Annotated in this window: 21 protein-coding genes; 11 read left to right on the top strand and 10 right to left on the bottom strand. The window is 52.2% G+C overall.

From position 1 onward, the window contains the following. The first annotated feature begins 19 nt into the window (after positions 1–19). The 11 genes from QL223_RS22135 to QL223_RS22085 are packed head-to-tail and all read left to right on the top strand — an operon-like array spanning position 20 to position 11,094. Entirely contained in the window at positions 20–370 is a 351-nt protein-coding gene (locus QL223_RS22135) for a hypothetical protein (RefSeq protein ID WP_002537541.1), read from the top strand. Then, complete coding sequence (locus QL223_RS22130; protein WP_281545990.1) at positions 367–2,046, top strand: glycosyltransferase family 2 protein; 1,680 nt, start codon at positions 367–369, stop codon at positions 2,044–2,046. The genes QL223_RS22135 and QL223_RS22130 overlap by 4 nt, the downstream gene beginning before the upstream one ends. Further along, positions 2,027–3,571, top strand: a complete 1,545-nt coding sequence (locus QL223_RS22125) for an aromatic amino acid ammonia-lyase (RefSeq protein WP_281545989.1) — start codon at positions 2,027–2,029, stop codon at positions 3,569–3,571. Before QL223_RS22130 ends, QL223_RS22125 begins: the two co-directional genes overlap by 20 nt. After that, complete coding sequence (locus QL223_RS22120) at positions 3,571–3,999, top strand: acyl-CoA thioesterase (RefSeq protein WP_281545988.1); 429 nt, start codon at positions 3,571–3,573, stop codon at positions 3,997–3,999. Before QL223_RS22125 ends, QL223_RS22120 begins: the two co-directional genes overlap by 1 nt. Beyond that, positions 3,989–4,603: an outer membrane lipoprotein carrier protein LolA gene (locus tag QL223_RS22115; RefSeq protein ID WP_281545987.1), complete on the top strand. Its 615-nt coding sequence runs from the start codon at positions 3,989–3,991 to the stop codon at positions 4,601–4,603. Before QL223_RS22120 ends, QL223_RS22115 begins: the two co-directional genes overlap by 11 nt. Further along, entirely contained in the window at positions 4,587–6,893 is a 2,307-nt protein-coding gene (locus QL223_RS22110) for an MMPL family transporter (protein WP_281545986.1), read from the top strand. The genes QL223_RS22115 and QL223_RS22110 overlap by 17 nt, the downstream gene beginning before the upstream one ends. Continuing rightward, entirely contained in the window at positions 6,890–7,465 is a 576-nt protein-coding gene (locus QL223_RS22105; RefSeq protein WP_281545985.1) for a DUF3261 domain-containing protein, read from the top strand. Before QL223_RS22110 ends, QL223_RS22105 begins: the two co-directional genes overlap by 4 nt. Positions 7,466–7,482: 17 nt before the next feature. Then, the gene (locus QL223_RS22100; protein WP_281545984.1) at positions 7,483–8,688 is read left to right on the top strand and encodes a beta-ketoacyl-[acyl-carrier-protein] synthase family protein; all 1,206 of its coding nucleotides are present in this window, start codon (positions 7,483–7,485) and stop codon (positions 8,686–8,688) included. Beyond that, positions 8,685–9,149: a hotdog family protein gene (locus QL223_RS22095; protein ID WP_281545983.1), complete on the top strand. Its 465-nt coding sequence runs from the start codon at positions 8,685–8,687 to the stop codon at positions 9,147–9,149. The genes QL223_RS22100 and QL223_RS22095 overlap by 4 nt, the downstream gene beginning before the upstream one ends. Further along, a complete protein-coding gene (locus QL223_RS22090) occupies positions 9,146–9,871 on the top strand; it encodes a 3-ketoacyl-ACP reductase FabG2 (RefSeq protein WP_281545982.1) in 726 nt (241 codons plus the stop codon). The genes QL223_RS22095 and QL223_RS22090 overlap by 4 nt, the downstream gene beginning before the upstream one ends. Beyond that, on the top strand, positions 9,868–11,094 hold the full coding sequence (locus QL223_RS22085; RefSeq protein WP_002537529.1) for a beta-ketoacyl-ACP synthase: 1,227 nt from the start codon (positions 9,868–9,870) through the stop codon (positions 11,092–11,094). Before QL223_RS22090 ends, QL223_RS22085 begins: the two co-directional genes overlap by 4 nt. A 67-nt stretch (positions 11,095–11,161) precedes the next feature. Here QL223_RS22085 and acpS read toward each other — a convergent pair whose 3' ends face one another. The 10 genes from acpS to QL223_RS22035 form a co-directional block, all read right to left on the bottom strand. Continuing rightward, positions 11,162–11,545 (bottom strand): holo-ACP synthase, encoded by a 384-nt coding sequence (gene acpS / locus QL223_RS22080; RefSeq protein WP_281545981.1) that lies wholly within the window; start codon positions 11,543–11,545, stop codon positions 11,162–11,164. Continuing rightward, positions 11,545–12,276, bottom strand: a complete 732-nt coding sequence (gene pdxJ / locus QL223_RS22075; RefSeq protein WP_002537526.1) for a pyridoxine 5'-phosphate synthase — start codon at positions 12,274–12,276, stop codon at positions 11,545–11,547. Before pdxJ ends, acpS begins: the two co-directional genes overlap by 1 nt. After that, complete coding sequence (gene recO / locus QL223_RS22070; protein WP_002537525.1) at positions 12,273–12,986, bottom strand: DNA repair protein RecO; 714 nt, start codon at positions 12,984–12,986, stop codon at positions 12,273–12,275. Before recO ends, pdxJ begins: the two co-directional genes overlap by 4 nt. Before the next feature lie 32 nt (positions 12,987–13,018). After that, a complete protein-coding gene (gene era / locus QL223_RS22065) occupies positions 13,019–13,933 on the bottom strand; it encodes a GTPase Era (protein WP_002537524.1) in 915 nt (304 codons plus the stop codon). After that, a complete protein-coding gene (rnc, locus tag QL223_RS22060; RefSeq protein WP_002537523.1) occupies positions 13,930–14,604 on the bottom strand; it encodes a ribonuclease III in 675 nt (224 codons plus the stop codon). Before rnc ends, era begins: the two co-directional genes overlap by 4 nt. Positions 14,605–14,615: 11 nt before the next feature. After that, positions 14,616–15,515, bottom strand: a complete 900-nt coding sequence (gene lepB, locus QL223_RS22055; RefSeq protein ID WP_046304280.1) for a signal peptidase I — start codon at positions 15,513–15,515, stop codon at positions 14,616–14,618. A 31-nt stretch (positions 15,516–15,546) separates the two neighbouring features. Continuing rightward, the gene (gene lepA, locus QL223_RS22050) at positions 15,547–17,343 is read right to left on the bottom strand and encodes a translation elongation factor 4 (RefSeq protein WP_002537521.1); all 1,797 of its coding nucleotides are present in this window, start codon (positions 17,341–17,343) and stop codon (positions 15,547–15,549) included. 76 nt (positions 17,344–17,419) lie between these two features. Beyond that, a complete protein-coding gene (locus QL223_RS22045; protein ID WP_281545980.1) occupies positions 17,420–17,914 on the bottom strand; it encodes a SoxR reducing system RseC family protein in 495 nt (164 codons plus the stop codon). Continuing rightward, positions 17,911–18,885 carry a sigma-E factor regulatory protein RseB gene (gene rseB / locus QL223_RS22040; RefSeq protein ID WP_002537519.1) on the bottom strand — a complete coding sequence of 325 codons (975 nt, stop codon included), beginning with the start codon at positions 18,883–18,885 and terminating at the stop codon, positions 17,911–17,913. The genes QL223_RS22045 and rseB overlap by 4 nt, the downstream gene beginning before the upstream one ends. 4 nt (positions 18,886–18,889) lie before the next feature. Further along, complete coding sequence (locus QL223_RS22035; RefSeq protein ID WP_281545979.1) at positions 18,890–19,507, bottom strand: RseA family anti-sigma factor; 618 nt, start codon at positions 19,505–19,507, stop codon at positions 18,890–18,892. Positions 19,508–19,528 lie beyond the last annotated feature (21 nt).

Below are 19,528 nucleotides of genomic sequence, written 5' to 3'. Positions count from 1 at the left end.
CAACGCTTACAGGAAAAACATGCAACGCAAACCCACATTACTCAACGCAGAAACCGAAGCCAACAGCGTGATCCTCACACTGAAGGTTGATAGTGGTCTGGAAGATTTCAAAGGCCACTTCCCAACGTTTCCGATTCTGCCCGGCGTCACCCAAATCGATTTAGCCATACGCTACGCCGAAGAGTATCTGTCACTTGATGGTCAGTTTGGTGGCATGGAGGTGATTAAGTTTCAAGACCCTATCCTGCCGGAAGCCGTCGTAACCCTGACGCTGACGTGGGATCCGGAGAAACGAAAGCTCTACTTCAGCTACCAATCCAACGATAGAGCCCATTCTTCAGGTCGCGTTTTAATCAGCGAGGCGAAATGAGCCATTACTCACCTTGCTTTCTCATTCCCTGCTACAACCACGGTGCCGCCATTGGTGCTGTGGTCGATGCGCTAAAAGCGTTTGAACTGCCGATTGTTATTGTGGATGACGGCAGTGAAGAGCCCACCAAAACGGTGCTGGATACGCTCTCACAGCAGGATGACGTGACGCTTCACCGCCTGGAAGAAAACCAAGGCAAAGGCGGCGCAGTGATGGCAGGCTTGAAGCAGGCGCAAATACTGGGCTTCACCCATGCACTTCAAATCGACGCTGACGGACAACATGATCTCACCGCGGTACCCGCGCTAATTGAAGAATCTCAAACGCATCCAGACTCCCTGATTTCTGGCAAACCTATCTACGATGAATCCGTACCCAAATCCCGATTGTACGGACGTTATATCACCCACTTCTGGGTGACGCTGGAAACCCTATCGACCACCATCAAAGATTCCATGTGTGGATTCAGAGCCTACCCGCTTGCCCAGACACTCAAAGTGATTGAAGCGTCTTCACCTGGCAAACGAATGGACTTTGACATCGAAATCATGGTGCGCCTCTACTGGGATGGCTGCGATATTCGGTATATCGACACCAAAGTGATTTATCCCGAAGACGGCTTGTCGCACTTTGATGCGTTTAAAGACAACGTTCGCATCAGCAAAATGCACAGCCTGCTGTTCTTTTCCATGTTGCCAAAAATCCCCCGATTGCTGGCAATGAAACGGAGGAACAGCCAGCACTGGTCCGCCAGAAAAGAACGCGGCACCATTCTGGGCATCAAATTACTTCTGGCCACATACAGCCTGTTGGGCAGAAAAGCTTTCAGCCTGATGCTGAAACCTGTGATGTATTACTACTGGTTAACAGGCAAAGTCGCGCGGGAAGCCTCTGAAGATTACCTGCAAAGAGTTGCCACCTATACCGGTGAAAAGCCACTAAGCAGTTACCACCACCTGCTCTCTTTTGGCGAAACCATGCTGGATAAACTCGCGGCCTGGAAAGGGGACTTTGACGTTTCCAATCTCACCATTACCGGCGGTGAACACTTTCATCACCTGGTGGAAGACAAGCGCGGCGCAGTGCTGATCGGTTCCCACCTTGGCAATATCGAGCTTTGTCGCGCCCTCAGTCGTCGTCACTCAGGCGTCAAAATCAACGCGCTGGTGTTTACTGAGCATGCTGAGCAGTTCAATTCAGTGATGGACGAAGTGAACACTGACGCTTCGGTTAACCTGATGTCGGTATCGAACCTTGGCCCTGAAACTGCCATCATGCTCCAGCAAAAAATTGATGATGGCGAATGGGTGGTCATTGTCGGCGACAGAACGTCGGTGACCCGCGAAGGGCGCGTGGTCATGGCAGATTTTCTTGGCGAGCCTGCGCCTTTCCCGCAAGGGCCTTTCGTGCTTGCGTCGGTGCTGAAAGCCCCTGTTCTTTTGTTGTTTGGCCTTCGTGATGAGCACAGCCAAACACCGCACTTCAATGTGCACTTTGAACCTTTTTACGACCCAATTCGACTGCCCCGCGGAAAGCGTGAAGAAGCGCTTCAGGAAGTGGTCGAGCAATACGCAAAGCGCCTTGAGCATTACACCCTTAAAGCCCCTTTGCAGTGGTATAACTTTTTTAAATTCTGGCAGTTAACGAGCAGCAACAATGACAAGTCACACGGATAACACCATCGTTTTCGGCGAAGCGCCCCTCACTATTGAGTCTGTTGTCGCGATTGCCAATGGCAGCCGCGCCGCGTTGAATCCTTCCGAGGAATTTACGGCGCGAATTGACCGAGGCTCACGATTCCTTGAACGCCTGTTGAAAGAAGAAGGCGTGATTTATGGCGTGACCACAGGCTATGGCGACTCTTGCACCGTGGCAATCCCGCCAGCGCTCGTTAACGAACTGCCGCTGCACCTGACCCGTTTCCATGGATGTGGTTTGGGCGAAAACCTCGATCACGTACAAAGCCGTGCAGTACTGGCAACCCGTCTCAACTCGCTGACTCAAGGCGTGTCGGGCGTGACGATGGAGCTGCTGAGTCAGTTGGTCACCTTGATTAATCACGACATTTCCCCGCGCATTCCGCAGGAAGGCTCCGTCGGCGCCAGCGGTGATTTGACCCCACTGTCCTATGTTGCTGCCGCCCTGATTGGCGAACGTGAGGTTATTTACAAAGGCGAACTTCGACCGACGGCAGAAGTCTTTGCCGAGTTAGGTATCGAACCTATCACGCTGAAACCCAAAGAAGGTTTGGCGCTGATGAACGGCACGTCCGTAATGACCGCTCTGGCCTGTCTTGCTTACAAACGTGCAGAATATCTGGCTCAACTTTCTACCCGTATCACCGCCATGGTGTCGCTGGCAATGCATGGCAACGACTTCCATTTTGACGAAGCCTTGTTTGCCGTTAAACCTCACCCTGGTCAGCAGCAAATTGCTAAATGGCTGCGTGACGATTTGCAGGCAGATAAACCGCCTCGCAACAGCGACCGACTGCAAGATCGCTACTCGCTGCGCTGTGCGCCTCACGTGATTGGTGTGCTGCAGGACACCCTGCCTTGGGCGCGTCAGATGATCGAAAACGAACTCAACAGTGCCAACGACAACCCAATTATCGATGGTGACAACGAGCGCGTGTTGCATGGCGGTCACTTTTACGGCGGCCATATTGCTATGGTGATGGACTCGCTGAAAACCGCTATTGCCAACATTGCTGACCTGCTTGATCGCCAGATGGCACAGCTGATGGACTATAAGTTCAACAACGGCCTGCCGTTTAACCTCACTGGTGCTGAAGGCGATCGCAAGCCCATTAACCACGGTTTCAAAGCGGTACAAATCGGTATCTCTGCCTGGACGGCAGAAGCGTTGAAACACACCATGCCTGCGAGTGTCTTTTCGCGCTCGACCGAATGTCATAACCAGGACAAGGTCAGCATGGGCACCATCGCATCCCGTGATTGTCTGCGCGTGTTGCAGCTGACCGAACAAGTTACCGCAGCCAGCCTGTTGGCTGCCACGCAAGCACTGGAAATTCGCCGTAAGCATGGCGAACTGGATTTGAATCATTTCAGCCCAGCACTTCGCACCATGACAAAACACGTGTTGGATGAGTTTGAGATGGTGATTGAAGACCGCCCACTTGAGCAAGATCTTCGCCGTTTCGTTGATAACATTCAGCGGCAGGCTTGGGAGCTTTATTAATGACTGAGCGCACACTTAACGCCGAAGTGGTTATCATGACATCCTTTCAGGATGCCGACCCGATGGGCGTTATCTATCACGGCAATTACTTCCGCTACTTTGAGGAAGCCCGCCGCGTGATGATGGAAAAGATTGATTATGGCTACCTGGCCATGAGTGCCTCGGGCTACATGTGGCCGATCATCGACACTGCCGTGCGCTACGTAAAACCTATCCAGTTCAATCAGGAAATTCGTGTCACTGCGACATTGACCGAGTACGAAAACCGTCTCCGCACTGACTACGTCATTTACGATGCGGAAAGTGGCAAACGCCTGACCAAAGGGCATACCACTCAGGTGGCAGTGTCTATCGCTGAACAGGAGATGTGTTTTGTCTCGCCTAAAGCTCTGACAGACCGACTGGAGGCATACTTCAATGCTGCGTAAGCTTGTCACTGCGCTGTTGACCTTCAGCCTGATGATATCGAGCCCCCTGACTTGGGCATTTGGACTTTCTGATCTGCAAAACACGCTGGAAAAGTCAGCCGTGATCAGCGGTGACTTCGAGCAAACCAAAGATATCGCGATGCTTAGCAAGCCTTTGGTATCAAACGGCAACTTCGTCTTGAGTGAAAAAGAGGGGCTGCTTTGGCTTCAGGCCACACCGTTTCCCGTCACCCTGATTTTGTCTGATCAAACACTTCGCCAGAAAATGCCAGGGCAACCGCAGCAGGTCATCCATGCCAAAGATAACCCGATGGCGTTTTACTTCAGCGACCTTTTCCTTGGTCTGTTCCATGCGGATGCAGATGTCCTGAACCAACAATTTAGCTATGAGCTGGATGGCAGCCCTGAAGCGTGGACACTTGTTCTGACCCCAACCGAGGCGCCACTGACAAAAGTCTTCAGTCAAATCACTTTATCAGGCGGTCACAACATTGATGTCCTGACGATGGAAGAGCTCCGCGGTGACAAAACCACAGTGACTTTCAGCAATATCCAACACGCATCAGCGCTGACTGACGAGGAGCGCCGTGCGTTCAACGACTAAAGCCATACTATGGCTGATTGCCCTGTTTCTTCTCGCAACCACCGCGATACTGCGCCACCCAAGCGGCGCAGCGATGCTCGACACCAACATCCTTAACCTGCTTCCTGAAAACCAGCAAGATCCCCTGGCTCAGAAAGCCTTTGATGAGGTGGCTGGCAGCATGGAAGATCAGGTACTGTTCCTTGTCTCCGCCGACACTCAAGAACAGGCCCTAAAAGCCGCCCGCGCTTTTGAAGCAGAACTTCAAACACTGCCACTTTTCAGCAAAATAAATGGCAAATTGTCTGATGAAGAGCAATCAGCCTGGGTCAGCACCTATGCGCCTTACCGATACCAATTGCTGACTCAGGAACAACGCGAGATCCTCAAGCACTCGCCTGCCATCCAGACCGCCAAGGTCATCCAACAGGTATACAACCCTTTTTCCGGGGTGACTGGCGCTGAACTTTCAGGCGACCCCTTTTTGCTGTTCCGCGATTACCTGCAAACAATGAACAAGCAAAACCAGCGCTTTTCCATCACAGAAGGTTATCTGACCACAGAGCAAGACGGCACATTTTATATTCTGCTCCGCGGCACGCTTTCCGGCTCAGCCTATGCCATGCAAACCCAACAACAGCTGGCAGAGCTCGCCCAATTAGAGGATGCCAATGCCGCGCAGTTTGATGCTCAAATCTTCCATACCGGCGTGGTGTTTTATGCGGCTTTTGGGACTGACAGCGCTAAATCTGAAATCAGCACCATCGGCGTTGGCTCTCTGCTCGGCATCCTGCTTTTGGTGCTTTGTGTCTACCGCAGTCTTTTACCTGTCAGCCTGACCTTACTGTCGATTGGTACTGGCGTCGTGACGGCTTTTTCCGTCTGTCTTCTGGTGTTTGGACAAATTCACCTGTTCAGTCTTGTCATTGGCGCCAGCCTGATTGGTGTCTCGATAGACTATGCCTTCCACTACCTGACCGACCGCCTCGCGTCCGGCGCATCTTGGCGCTCAGAAGAGGGACTAAAACGCGTTTTCATTCCCATCACCTTTGGCCTGATTTCCACGCTGATTGCTTATCTCAGCATGTTAGTTGCCCCTTTCCCGGGGTTGCAGCAACTTGCATTGTTTTCTGCAGCAGGCCTGATTGGCGCTTACCTGAGTGTGATTTTTTGGTATCCGCTTTTGGCGAAACGTCCAGCCAGATACCAGACACTGCCTCTCGCAAATTCAAGTAAGGGCTACCTGATGCTATGGCAGCGCCCATTAGTGCGAATGGTCATGCCTGTTACTGCCTTGCTGGTCACTCTGATTGGCTTTTTTAACGCAGACTACGACGACAATATCCGCCAACTGCAATCCCTGCCACCGTCCTTGCAGGAGCAGGAATCGGTCATCAAGTCAGTAACTGGCCTCAGCAGCTCCCAGCCGATGCTGCTGGTCAAAGGAAGCAGCGGGCAAAAAGTGCTAGAGCATGCTCATGCGCTCGCGCCGGCACTTGAAAAGCTTCGACGTGAAAACGTCCTCTCCGGCTATCAAAACCCCGCGGACTTGGTAGCACCGGCATCGGTACAGCGAGAGAACTTTGGTCTTGTTCAATCTCTTTATCAGTCAGAAGGTGAAAAGCTCGCTGCACAAATTGGCTTGGCGACGCCGCCACAACTCCCGGGCGACATTGATATTCTGACACCCGCGAAAATGCTTAACGCTCCAAGCAGTGAGCTGTTCTCATCGCTGTGGCTGCAGCCTGCTGAAGGGCAATATGCCGCCATTGTGATGCTGCAAAACGCAACTGACATGACCGCCATCAAACAAGCGATAGCACCTTTCCCAGAGGTGAGTGTGCTTAACAAAGCTGAAGAAGTTTCCAGCCTGTTTGGTCAGTACAGACTGCGTATTTCCATGTTGATGGGCATCGCCTGTCTGGCGATTTTGGGCGTGCTCTGCGTGCGGTTCGGCCCTCGCCGTGCGGTTCGCATTCTTACCCCGCCGTTGCTCGCGGCCGGTGTAGCCTTGACCGCAGGCGCTATCAGTCCAGTTCCTATGAATTTGTTCAACCTGCTGGCACTGTTTCTCGTGCTGGGAATTGGTATCGACTACACCCTGTTTTTCGCCGAGCACAACGACAGTTATCGCGCCTTGGTCGCCAATACCCTTGCCGCCCTCACGACCATACTCTCTTTTGGCTTGCTGTCTCTCAGCCAAACCGAAGCGATTCACAGTTTCGGTATTACTGTACTGGTGGGTATTGTTGTCGCCTGGCTACTCGCACCATTGGCCATCCAACAGCCAGAAAAGGAGCTTCATCAATGATTCGTTTTGTACTCTGTTTGGCTTTTTCTCTGCTGCTTTCTGCTTGCGCGGCAGTGCCCAATAGCAACCATGTTGAAATCGCACCCGATAAGTTTGTCGCCTTACCCGCCCCTTCAGAGTTTGAAAGCACCGTCAGTGTGAACCAGCTGATTACCGCAAAGTGGAGTGACAGTACGCAGGTGCTGCCTGTGCATCTTGAAATCACCGAATCAGACGTCGTTTTAGTGGGATTCTCCAGTTGGGGAACCCGACTACTGACACTCAATTACGATGGACAGACTCTGGAAACCGACAACCTCACGGGTCTGGGGGCCGTGTTGCCTGATGGAAAACAGGTGCTCTTGAACCTGATGCTGACCTTATGGCCTACCACTTCGTGGCAACAACATCTTTCACCGATTGGATGGCAACTGGTTGATGATGCTACAAGCCGAACCCTGCTCGATGAGAACGGCGAAACCGTGGCGAAAATACAGTATGATGAGCCCAAGGTTGCAGGAGGAGTTCCTGCCGATATCCAGTTTGAGCAAGTGCGCCAGCACTACCAAATCCAGATTCAAACCCTCGAATAACGGAAGAACAGATCGCAATGACCGACGCAGACACACAGACAACTCCGGTTTATATCCATGCTTGCGGGTCGCACTCCGCACTGGGTGTGCGCTCTGAAGATATCCACCGAAATCTGCAAAGCGACAAGAGTGACGGCATCGAAGCCGAACGTTTCACTCTTAATGATGGCAAGGAAGTAATCGTGGGGCGCGTCCTGGAAGACCTTCCAGAAATCCCTGCGCAATTCCAACATCAACAGACACGAAACAACCGCCTGGCTCTGTCTGCCCTTCTGCAAATTCAGGACGCCGTTAAAAACGCCATTGATAAATACGGTGAGGGTCGCATTGCCGTTATTGTCGGTTCCAGCACCTCAGGTATTTCTAACGGTGAAATCGCCCTTAGCGAGCAATTGCTAACCGGCAAGCTGCCAGAGAATTATCACTACTACCAGCAAGAGCTGAGCAATCTTTCTGATTTTATCAGTGACTATTTTGGCCTCTCGGGTCCAAGCTATGTGGTTTCCACCGCTTGCTCATCGAGTGGAAAAGTGTTCCTTTCTGCTAAAAGACTGCTGCAATCAGGTATGGCTGACGCCGTGATAGTCGGTGGTGCTGACACCCTTTGTCGTTTAACACTGAACGGTTTTCATGGCTTGGAATCTGTCTCTTCCGGCCTGTGCCGCCCGTTTGGCGAAGGGCGCGACGGTATCAATATTGGTGAAGCCGCCGCGTTTATGCTGCTTTCTCTCGAGCGCCCGGAAGAAGCTGAACCTATAGCATTGCTTGGCGCAGGTGACAGCTCTGATGCCCACCATATCTCAGCTCCAGAGCCGGAAGGTCGCGGCGCAGAAGAGGCCATGATGAAAGCATTGGCAGATGCCGGACTGTCGCCAGACAAGATTGGTTACGTCAATGCACACGGCACCGCCACACCTCTCAACGATGCGATGGAGTCCAAAGCCATCAACCGTGTATTGGGTAATAATGTCCCGGTTAGCTCAACCAAGCCGCTGACAGGTCATACACTTGGGGCTGCCAGTGCGATAGAGGCTGCCATTTGCTGGCACATTCTTCGCCACGATCTCACGCTCCCCATCCCTGATGCACAAGCAGGTCGCGACCCAGAGATCGCGCCAATTCGTCTGGTAACAGCAAATGACAGACTGGGAAAACACGCTATTTTGAGCAACTCGTTTGCCTTTGGCGGGAACAACGTATCGCTAATTTTTGGAAAACTATGAGTTCGCAACCACAACTTCACCAGCTGCTGCCTCACGAGGCACCCATGATCCTTCTCGATACGCTGATTGATGTCGGTGATTTGCATGTGCACTGTCAGGTAACATCCAGTGAGAGCAGTTTGTTTTTCGACAAAAACATGAATGGTATTCCGGGCTGGGTGGGCATTGAGTTCATGGCTCAGTCTGTTGCCGCGTGGTCGGGTTATCAGGCGAGCAAAGACAATAAAGCACCACCTATCGGATTTTTGCTGGGCAGCCGCCGTTACAAATGCGACACCCCCAGCTTTCCTGCCGGTGCGCTTTTAGATGTGCGTGCTAACCACGTGATGGAAAGCAATGGTATGGCCGTGTTTGCCTGCACCATTGAACATGAAGGTGAGGAACTCGCATCGGCCCAGCTCAATGCGTATGTGCCTTCAGAAGAAAAGTTACAGCAAATGTTAAAAGGAACGTCCCAATGAGTCGTGATGTATTGGTTACTGGCGCAAGCAAAGGCATTGGCCGAGCTATCGCCATTCAACTTGCCAAAGACGGTTTCAATATCGTGATCCACTATGGTCGCGACAAAGCGGGCGCTGAAGCGACGCTGGCAAACATCACCGAGCTGGGTGGTTCTGGTCGTTTAATCTCTTTTGACATTGCCAACCGCGAACAATGCCGTCTTGAACTTGAGGCGGATATGGCAACCCATGGTGGATACTATGGCGTTGTGAACAATGCAGGTGTGACAGCAGACACCGCCTTCCCGGCCATGACAGAAGGTGAGTGGGATGGCGTGGTTCATACCAACCTTGATGGTTTCTATAACGTGCTGCACCCTTGTGTGATGCCAATGATTCAGTGCCGCCGCGGCGGACGCATCGTGACCATGGCATCGGTTTCTGGTCTGATGGGTAACCGCGGACAAACTAATTACAGTGCTGCCAAAGCCGGTATTATTGGTGCTACCAAGGCACTGGCTCTGGAACTTGCAAAGCGCAAGATCACCGTAAACTGTGTAGCACCAGGCCTTATCGACACCGGTATGGTCGACGAACACGTGAAAGAACATGCCCTTCCTCAGGTGCCACTGCGCCGAATGGGCAAACCTGAAGAAGTGGCAGGCCTGGTCAGCTATCTGATGTCAGATTCCGCCAGCTACGTCACCCGACAGGTAATCTCAGTCAATGGAGGACTGATATGAATCGCAGAGTTGTTATCACTGGTATGTCCGGTGTTACTGCATTCGGTAACGACTGGCAAAGTGTCCAGCCAAAGCTTGCGGCGATGCAAAATGCCGTTCGCTACATGCCTGACTACGAGCAATATGATGGCCTGAACACCAAACTGGCCGCGCCAGTGGAAGGATTCAGTGTGCCAAAACACTATCCACGCAAGAAAGTACGTGGCATGGGGCGAGTTTCCCAACTCTCCACAGTGGCAACAGAAAATGCCCTCGAACAAAGTGGCCTGATTGGCAATGAGGTGCTGACCAACGGACAGACAGGTATTGCCTACGGCTCCTCCACAGGCAGTACACCAGCGATTGGTGCGTTCGGTGTGATGTTGAATGACAAGAGCACCCGCGCCATTACCGCGACAACCTACGTGCAAATGATGCCTCACACGACCGCAGTGAATGTGGGTCTGTTCTTTGGCCTCAAAGGCCGAGTGATCCCGACCAGCAGCGCCTGCACATCAGGCAGTCAGGCGATTGGCTACGCCTATGAAGCCATTAAGCACGGCTACCAGACCGTGATGGTGGCTGGCGGTGCGGAAGAGCTTTGCCCAACTGAATCAGCCGTTTTCGACACCCTGTTTGCCACCAGCCTGAAAAACGACGAACCGGAAAAAACACCGCGCCCGTATGACACAGAGCGCGATGGCCTGGTGATTGGTGAAGGCGCAGGCACACTGGTGCTGGAAGAATATGAGCATGCAGTTAACCGTGGCGCCAACATCATTGCCGAAATCGTTGGCTTTGCCAGCAATTGCGATGCCGCACACGTCACCCAGCCTACCAAGGAAACCATGCAGATTTGCATGGAGATGGCGCTGCGTGATGCCAATCTGGCACCGGAAAAAATCGGCTATGTTTCCGCGCACGGTACAGCCACTGAAAAAGGGGATATCGCAGAGAGCAACGCCACCGCGAATATCTTTGGCAACCAGACGCCTATCAGCTCACTGAAAAGCTATTTTGGCCACACTCTTGGTGCTTGTGGTGCCATTGAAGCCTGGCTGAGCCTTGAGATGATGAACAGTGGCTGGTTCAGCCCTACTCTCAACCTCGACAACATCGACCCAGCTTGTGGCGAACTGGACTATATCCGCGGCGAAGGGCGCCACATCGACTGTGAATACATCATGAGCAATAACTTTGCCTTTGGTGGTATCAATACGTCGATTATCTTCAAGCGTGTCTGATGATTGATAGCAAAACGCCCGCATCTGCGGGCGTTTTTGTTTTTGTGGTCGGCATTGAAGAAAGAAGCTAGTCGGTTTCTAACAACACGGTCGCTACGGCATAGCGTTTCTCATCAGCGATGGTGAGGAAAATATTCTCCACGCCACGCTCGTCGGCAAGCTTTCGCGCTACACCGGAGAAATCCACCACAGGCTTTCCAAGCTCATCGTTCGTCACTTCAAAGTCATGGAACGTCACACCACAAGCGATCCCCGTACCCAGCGCTTTTGAAGCCGCTTCTTTCACTGCGAAGCGCTTGGCAAGAAAGCGGGCCGGGAAGTTAGAGCTGGAATAGGTTTCCAACTCGTTTTCTGTCAGCACACGTTTAGCAAACGCATCTCCGGTGCGCGCGATGATTTTCTCAAGGCGCTCAATTTCTACGATGTCAGTGCCAAGGCCAACCACAGCCATTAGCGGCGCGCTTCCAGCATCAGCGCTTTCATGTCTGCAACTGCTTTTGGCAGGCCTTCAAATACTGCGCGGCCCACAATCGCGTGACCGATGTTCAGCTCGTAAATCTCTGGAATCGCCGCAATAGGCTTCACGTTGTGGTACGTCAGGCCGTGACCAGCGTTTACCTTGATACCCAGATCGTCTGCGTAGCTTGCTCCCGCTGCGATTTTCTTCAGCTCTGCCTGCATGTCTTCTTCAGTCGTCGCTTCTGCATAATGGCCTGTGTGCAGCTCAATAAAAGGAGCACCACAGGCTTTTGCTGCGTCGATTTGCGCGCGGTCTGCATCGATGAATAGCGACACTTTAATACCCGCTGCAGTCAGCGTTTCCGTTGCAGCTTTCACTTTATCAAGCTGGCCAGCGACGTCTAAACCGCCTTCGGTGGTCAGCTCTTCACGCTTTTCAGGGACCAGACACACGTAAGCCGGCTTCACTTCCAACGCGATGTTGACCATCTCATCAGTCACTGCCATTTCCAGGTTCATGCGGGTCTGGATGGTGTCTTTCAGAATATGAACGTCGCGGTCTTTAATGTGGCGACGGTCTTCACGCAAGTGAACGGTAATACCATCCGCGCCCGCACGCTCTGCAATATCTGCAGCGTGGACAGGATCAGGGTATTGGGTGCCACGTGCATTACGAACGGTCGCGACGTGGTCAATATTGACGCCCAGATAAATGGTACTCATTGCGTTAATTTCCTTGTTCTTAACATAAAAAGCTCACGGCTTTTGAGCGGTTTGGAGCCAAGATAAGGCTTGAGGGCCAAGCGTGTAAAGCGCTTCGCCGCTTTTAGCTGTTCTGCCGTTGAGAATTGTCTTGTTGCCAGCGCTTCTAAGTCGCTGCCCGTAAAAGTGAGGTTATTGCTTTTCATCAGCGAGGCGACAAAACCTTGCTGCTCCCGGAAGATATACGTCATCGATGCATCGACTGGCTCACCGCTACCCGCGCAATGCAGGAAATCGACCCCGTATCCAAGCGAGTCCAACAAGGCGAGTTCGAAGCGTCGTAGCGCCGGTTCAGGATTGCTGTGCTGAGCTAGGTCAGTCAGCGCATTGACGTAATCAAAGAAAAGTTGATGGTACGCGGTTTCAGGCTCCACAACCCGGCTTAAGATCTCATTGAGATAAAACCCCGAAAACAGGGCATTGCCTGAAAGCGGGATCGCAAGCCCCATGGCTTCAGCATGACGCAAGGTATGCATTTCGCCGCGGCCGGACCATTTCATCAAGAGAGGAGTAAAAGGCTGGAGCGCCCCTTTTAAGGGAGAGCGTTTACCACGGGCGCCTTTCGCCATCAAACTGACGCGCCCGTGATTTTCGCTGAAAACATCCAGAATCAGGCTGGTCTCACTGTAGGGTCGTGAGTGCAGAACAAAGCAGCGCTGCAAGCCTTCCATATTGCTCCTGAATGTCTCAGCCAATAATGCTGTTAAAGGTCGTCGATGTAGCCGAGGCTGCGTAGTGCGCGCTCGTCATCAGCCCAACCGGATTTCACTTTTACCCAAAGCTCAAGGTAGACCTTGCGCTCGAAAAGATCTTCCATGTCGAGACGGGCTTCACGGCCGATGGTTTTGATTTTGTCGCCACCCTTGCCGATCACCATACGCTTCTGGCCGTTACGCTCAACCAAGATCAGGCCATTGATTTCAAAGCCATCCGTGTCTGGGTTGTAATCAAAGCGCTCGATTTCCACGGTGACTGAGTATGGCAGTTCATCGCCAGTGAAACGCATCAGCTTTTCACGGATGATTTCAGACGCCATAAAGCGCTGAGAACGGTCTGTGACGTACTCTTCCGGGAAGTACCACTCGCCTTCCGGCAGGTGATTACGAACCAGTTTCTCGACCACATCAATGTTGGTGCCGTGTTTCGCTGAAACAGGAACCACGTCGATGAAGTCCATTTTCTCGCTGACTTCCTGAAGGTGCGGGAACAACTCGCCCTTTTCCTTCACGTTATCGACTTTGTTGATCAGCAGTACGGTTGGCAGCTCAGCTTTCTTGAGCTTGTTCAGTACCATCTCATCATCTTGCGTCCACTGTGTGCCGTCGACCAGAAACAGTACCAGCTCAACGTCAGTCAGGGAGCTTGAAGCCGCACGGTTCATCAAACGGTTGATCGTGCGCTTTTCTTCAATGTGCAGTCCCGGTGTATCCACATATACCGCCTGATAACCATCACGGGTATCAACCCCCATGATACGGTGGCGGGTGGTTTGCGGTTTACGCGAGGTAATAGACAGCTTCTGCCCAACCAGACGGTTGAGAAGTGTCGATTTGCCCACATTTGGGCGGCCTACGATGGCAATAAAGCCACAGTGGTGCGTTTCGTGCGTGTCTGTCATGAGTCCAGCTTTTGCAATGCCAGTTCTGCAGCCGCTTGCTCAGCCTTGCGACGACTGCTGCCTTTACCTACGACAGGTCGATCCAGACCTGCTACTTCACATTCCACCGTAAATTGCTGGTTATGCGCTTCGCCTTGTACCTTAGTCACATTATAGGCAGGCAGCGGCTTACGACGCCCTTGCAGGAATTCCTGCAAACGTGTTTTCGGATCTTTCTGGTTCGCGCCTGGCTGGATAGTTTCCAGACGTTGTTTATACCAGCTCAATACAATTCCACGTACCGTTTCCAGATCGCTGTCGAGGTAGATAGCGCCGATGATCGCCTCAACGGCATCTGCCAGGATAGAGTCGCGGCGGAAACCGCCACTTTTCAGCTCACCCGGCCCCAGTTGCAGTACATCGCCCAGTTCGAACTCGCGGCCCAGTTCAGCCAGCGTGTTACCACGAACCAAGGTTGCACGCATGCGGCTCATATCACCTTCATCAACGTTCGGGAAACGATGGTAGAGGTCGTCAGCAACAACGAAACTCAAAATAGAATCGCCCAGAAACTCCAAGCGCTCATTGTGATTTCCACTGGCGCTTCGGTGTGTCAGGGCGAGACTGAGAAGCGCCGCATCACTAAATTCATAGCCGATGCGACGCTGTAATTTATTTATAGGTGTTGTCATGTCGTTCCAAGTTAATCAATGCCGCCGATGCGATTGAAACGCACCCCGACAGGTACCCAAGACGGCAGGAAACTGTCGCCTTGTTCATCAAATTCAAAACTGATCCAGATACCGACTGCTTTACCTACCAGATTAGCTTCAGGTACAAAGCCCCAGAAGCGGCTGTCTTTACTGTTGTCGCGGTTGTCACCCATTACGAAGTACTCGCCTTCCGGCACCACCCACTCACCCAGACCCGGTGTTGGGTAATACTGACCTGCTTGATTCGGCATATATGGGTTCACCAGAATCTGGTGAGGCTCAACGCCCAACTCTTCCTGCGCCTGAATCAGGTTCGCGCCGCGCTGAACGAACTCACTCTTGTGAACATCATCCACTGGCACCAATTCACAGGTCGATTCACCTTTCTTCTGGATGCACAGGCGTTTGTCTTCGCTGTAGCGAACCGTATCACCCGGGACACCAATCACGCGCTTGATAAAGTCGATGTTTGGCTGTGGTGGGTACTTGAACACCACCACGTCACCGCGCTCTGGCTTCCCGGTTTCGACCAATTGATGACGGAATACCGGGTCTTTCAGGCCGTAAGCGAACTTCTCCACCAAGATAAAGTCGCCCACCAACAGTGTCGGCATCATAGAACCAGATGGGATCTGGAACGGCTCGTAAATAAACGAACGCAGCACCAGAACAAGGCCAATAACAGGGAACACGGAAGCTGAGGTTTCTACCCAGCTTGGCTGAGGTGCAACTTGTGCAACCTGCTCTTCACTTAACTCACCACCGTCCACATTGAGCGCTTCAGCCGCTTTTTGCTGGCGTCGCGGCGCCCATTTGAACTTATCTAGTGCCCAGATAATCCCAGTAAACAGGGTGACAAGCACCAGAATCAGTGAGAAAGTATTAGCCATCGTGTTCCCCTAAACCTTTAATCCCTTTTTATTACTTATCTTTGCCTACGTGCAGAATCGCCAGGAACGCTTCTTGAGGCAGTTCGACGTTACCGATCTGCTTCATACGTTTCTTACCTTCTTTTTGCTTCTGCAGTAGTTTCTTCTTACGGCTTACGTCACCACCGTAACACTTCGCGGTGACGTTTTTACGAAGCTGTTTCACGGTCGAGCGCGCAATAATGTGGTTACCGATTGCTGCCTGAATCGCGATGTCGAACTGCTGACGAGGGATGAATTCTTTCATCTTCTCAACCAGATCACGGCCACGGGATTGCGCCTGATCTTTGTGAGTGATGATAGCCAATGCATCCACGTTGTCGCCGTTCAGCAATACGTCAACACGCACCATGTTCGATGCTTCATAACGCTGGAAGTTGTAATCCAGAGAAGCATAACCACGAGACGTCGATTTCAGACGGTCGAAGAAGTCCAGAACCACTTCTGCCATTGGAATATCGTAAGTCAGGGCGACTTGGTTACCGTGGTAAACCATGTCAACTTGAACGCCACGCTTCTCGACACACAAGGTGATAACGTTACCCAGGTACTCTGAAGGTACCAGGATATTACAGCGCGCAATTGGCTCACCCATCACTTCGATATCGTTAACCGCTGGCAATTTCGCAGGGCTATCAACGTATAGGGTGTCACCGTTGGTCTTCTTCACTTCGTACACTACGGTTGGTGCCGTGGTGATCAGATCCAGGTTGTATTCACGCTCCAGACGCTCCTGGATGATTTCCATGTGCAGCATCCCAAGGAAACCACAACGGAAACCAAAGCCCAGTGCTGCTGAGTTTTCTGGCTCGTAGAACAGTGACGCATCGTTCAGGCTCAGTTTGCCCAGTGCATCACGGAAGTTTTCGTAGTCGTCAGACGAAACAGGGAACAGACCCGCATAAACCTGAGGCTTCACTTTCTTAAAGCCTGGTAGCGGTGTTTCTGCACCGTGTTTTGCGTGGGTCAGGGTATCACCCACTGGCGCGCCCAGAATGTCTTTAATACCACAAACAACCCAGCCCACTTCGCCGGTACGCAGACCTTGGGTGTCAGTTTGTTTTGGTGTAAAGATACCGATGCGATCAACGCCCCACACCTGGCCGGTGCTCATGACTTTGATCTTGTCGCCTTTCTTCAGCTCGCCATTCTTAATACGAACCAGCGACACAACGCCCAGATAGTTATCGAACCATGAGTCGATGATCAGCGCTTGCAGCGGCGCTTCTGGATCACCTTCAGGTGCCGGAACATTCTTAACGATATCTTCCAGAACCAGATCTACGCCCAGACCCGTTTTCGCTGAACAGCGGGTCGCTTCGGTTGCATCGATACCTACGATGTCTTCAATCTCTTCCGCTACGCGGTCAGGATCGGCCGCTGGCAGGTCAATTTTGTTCAGGATTGGAACCACTTCCAGATCCATTTCAATCGCGGTGTAGCAGTTCGCCAACGTCTGAGCTTCTACGCCCTGACCCGCGTCCACCACCAGCAAAGCACCCTCACACGCCGCCAGAGAACGAGAAACTTCGTAAGAGAAGTCAACGTGTCCCGGGGTGTCGATGAAGTTCAGCTGATAGGTTTCCCCATCCTGCGCTGCATAATTCAGCGTCACACTTTGTGCTTTGATGGTGATACCACGTTCGCGTTCAAGATCCATGGAATCCAGAACCTGCGCCGCCATTTCACGGTCAGTTAGGCCGCCACAGACCTGAATAAGACGGTCTGACAGAGTCGACTTACCGTGGTCAATGTGGGCAATAATCGAAAAGTTACGAATGTGCTTCATAAATGGTGTGACTAACTCGTTAGTTAAAATAAGAGGATCTTACGATCAAGTGGCGGGATTCTACCGAAATTAATGGCTAGTCGCTATCCTCTGTTGCGGCATTTATCACCGCCGCCGGGTCTACGGGATTGCCAAGGATGCGTAACAGTTTAGGCGTTGCGCCTGTTTCCTGCTCCAGCTTTCGCGAAAAATGGCGTGCTACAAGGAATCCCAACCCGCCAGCAAGCAGAGAAAACAAAATGATCACGCCTTCTCCCGCGGCCATCAAATCTGCGAGAAACTGCCCGAAAACAGCCCCTGCAATCGCAAACAGCAGCGGCAGAATGTAGACCACCAGCGCTGAACGCAGTACCGTCTGCTCTTCCAAGCCGATTTCAACCAAGGTTCCTTCATCGACTGGTTTTTCTGACGGTACACGGATATCCAGTACTTTGCCCGGCAGCGCATTACTGACAATGCCCGTACCGCAATTGCTCTTGGAAGCGCAACTGCCACAGCTGGTTTTCTGCTGGCAGCGGACAGTCAGGTAACCCTCGCCACTGCCAGTAACCTCTGCCAATGCCGTGATCATGGCGTTGGCGTTCCTTCCGCGGCTTGTGGCGCTGTCATACGAACTGATTCAGCCACTTTTTTCGCGGTCGCTGGTGGAATGTCTCCTACGACGGTAATTTCTGCATTGCCTGAGACATGGCTGTGCAGGGTGCGACGGCCTTTTCTCACCAATTGTTCACGCACTGACAGATCATCAGCTTCTGACAAATAAACCGAGAAACTAAACAGACCATCGCTGAACATCTGGCTTTCAACTGGCCGCTCAGTGATCATCAAGCGGTGACGATTGCTGTAAATCGGCGAGAAGCCTTCCGGCAAAGAAGTGACTTGCCAACTCAGACCTGCGTCCCGCTGTTTTGGTACCTGGACCACAGGCGGCAATTCGATAGCAGACATCTGCTTCATCACATCACCAATCTGCGGAGATATAACCAACGACAGTGCGCGGTATTGCTCAATGGGATCACCATCGCGATCGAGAAGGTCGGCGCGGGTCAGTAGCTTGGTCTTCTGGTCAATCCAAAGCACATAGGAATATCGCGCACCGTCTTTTGGTGAAACGCGCACTACATCACAAGGCAACCCGGCTTCACGTGCTCGTCCCAGCGGCACGAAATCGTACATGGTCGAGAGGTGGTCAATATCGGAATGCATGATGGCTGGCAATGGTGCCACCATTTGATTGCTCGCAATGGTAAACGGGTCAATACCGGGCTCGAAGTAACTCACTTCATCACCACGGCGAATCACTTCGCGTGGAGGGCCGGCAAGATAAGCGATATGACCGAATGACTCGCCGTCAACTAACGCATGGCGAAAACGGAGGGGCTCAATACTGTTTTTGCGGACCAGAATATAGGAAAGTTCGTAGTCCAATTGTTCGGTTGCCTGGCCCATCTGATGCAACAATGCCTCGGCGGGATTTTCTTCCGTCGAGGCATTCGCGACCAGACTGACCAGTGCAAAAGCACCGATCAGGAGTTGTTTCATCAATCTAGTTGCTCACTTCTGGTGTTAGCTTCTCGTCTTGTTCAATCATTTCATCAGCATTGAGACGAAGCTGCAACTCATAGTCCTGGAACATGGCGTTGACACGGCGACGCTGCTCCATCAATTGCGCTTCAGTTGGATTACCCTGCAAGGTTTCACGGCTAAGGCTTACAGGCTCAGCAGAGCCAGCCAAAGGAATGGTCTGTAAAACTGGGGGCTGTGAAGCTGCAAGAACCGGATCCAACTGCTCGCCGCCGTTGTATTGCTGAACACCAACAATCACGGCCAGTGACACTGCGGCAGCCATACCCACCTGGGTGAGTTGCTGCAACCAAGATGGCATGCCTTTTTTGGCAGCTGCCGGTGTAGGTTGTGCTTCCTGAATTGGAACAACATTGAGTGCAGAGTGCGCACCGTGCGCAGGCTCAGCTTCCAGTGCCATCGCAACATTTGATGCGATGTCCCAACTTGGGTTAGGCGTTTCTCCACGCATTACATCACGGGTGACAGCAAAGCTTTTCCATGTTTGCTGAGCCGATTGATCGTTTTCCAGCGCATCAATCATCGCCTGATCAATCTCGTCACCATCAAATAATGCGGAAAGGTTTTCTTTTTCAGCCATTTATTTCACCGTTATCAACAG

The organism is Grimontia sp. SpTr1 (assembly GCF_947387585.1).
In the GTDB taxonomy this organism is placed as follows: Bacteria; Pseudomonadota; Gammaproteobacteria; order Enterobacterales; family Vibrionaceae; genus Enterovibrio; species Enterovibrio indicus.
This window is presented reverse-complemented; position numbering and strand designations above follow the sequence as displayed.

Bases quoted from the DNA above. Each gene is read 5' to 3' on its own strand.
- QL223_RS22135 (WP_002537541.1), top strand. From the start codon at position 20: ATGCAACGCAAACCCACATTACTCAACGCAGAAACCGAAGCCAACAGC.
- QL223_RS22130 (WP_281545990.1), top strand. From the start codon at position 367: ATGAGCCATTACTCACCTTGCTTTCTCATTCCCTGCTACAACCACGGT.
- QL223_RS22125 (WP_281545989.1), top strand. From the start codon at position 2,027: ATGACAAGTCACACGGATAACACCATCGTTTTCGGCGAAGCGCCCCTC.
- QL223_RS22120 (WP_281545988.1), top strand. From the start codon at position 3,571: ATGACTGAGCGCACACTTAACGCCGAAGTGGTTATCATGACATCCTTT.
- QL223_RS22115 (WP_281545987.1), top strand. From the start codon at position 3,989: ATGCTGCGTAAGCTTGTCACTGCGCTGTTGACCTTCAGCCTGATGATA.
- QL223_RS22105 (WP_281545985.1), top strand. From the start codon at position 6,890: ATGATTCGTTTTGTACTCTGTTTGGCTTTTTCTCTGCTGCTTTCTGCT.
- QL223_RS22100 (WP_281545984.1), top strand. From the start codon at position 7,483: ATGACCGACGCAGACACACAGACAACTCCGGTTTATATCCATGCTTGC.
- QL223_RS22095 (WP_281545983.1), top strand. From the start codon at position 8,685: ATGAGTTCGCAACCACAACTTCACCAGCTGCTGCCTCACGAGGCACCC.
- QL223_RS22090 (WP_281545982.1), top strand. From the start codon at position 9,146: ATGAGTCGTGATGTATTGGTTACTGGCGCAAGCAAAGGCATTGGCCGA.
- QL223_RS22085 (WP_002537529.1), top strand. From the start codon at position 9,868: ATGAATCGCAGAGTTGTTATCACTGGTATGTCCGGTGTTACTGCATTC.
- acpS (WP_281545981.1), bottom strand. From the start codon at position 11,545: ATGGCTGTGGTTGGCCTTGGCACTGACATCGTAGAAATTGAGCGCCTT.
- pdxJ (WP_002537526.1), bottom strand. From the start codon at position 12,276: ATGAGTACCATTTATCTGGGCGTCAATATTGACCACGTCGCGACCGTT.
- recO (WP_002537525.1), bottom strand. From the start codon at position 12,986: ATGGAAGGCTTGCAGCGCTGCTTTGTTCTGCACTCACGACCCTACAGT.
- era (WP_002537524.1), bottom strand. From the start codon at position 13,933: ATGACAGACACGCACGAAACGCACCACTGTGGCTTTATTGCCATCGTA.
- rnc (WP_002537523.1), bottom strand. From the start codon at position 14,604: ATGACAACACCTATAAATAAATTACAGCGTCGCATCGGCTATGAATTT.
- lepB (WP_046304280.1), bottom strand. From the start codon at position 15,515: ATGGCTAATACTTTCTCACTGATTCTGGTGCTTGTCACCCTGTTTACT.
- lepA (WP_002537521.1), bottom strand. From the start codon at position 17,343: ATGAAGCACATTCGTAACTTTTCGATTATTGCCCACATTGACCACGGT.
- QL223_RS22045 (WP_281545980.1), bottom strand. From the start codon at position 17,914: ATGATCACGGCATTGGCAGAGGTTACTGGCAGTGGCGAGGGTTACCTG.
- rseB (WP_002537519.1), bottom strand. From the start codon at position 18,885: ATGAAACAACTCCTGATCGGTGCTTTTGCACTGGTCAGTCTGGTCGCG.
- QL223_RS22035 (WP_281545979.1), bottom strand. From the start codon at position 19,507: ATGGCTGAAAAAGAAAACCTTTCCGCATTATTTGATGGTGACGAGATT.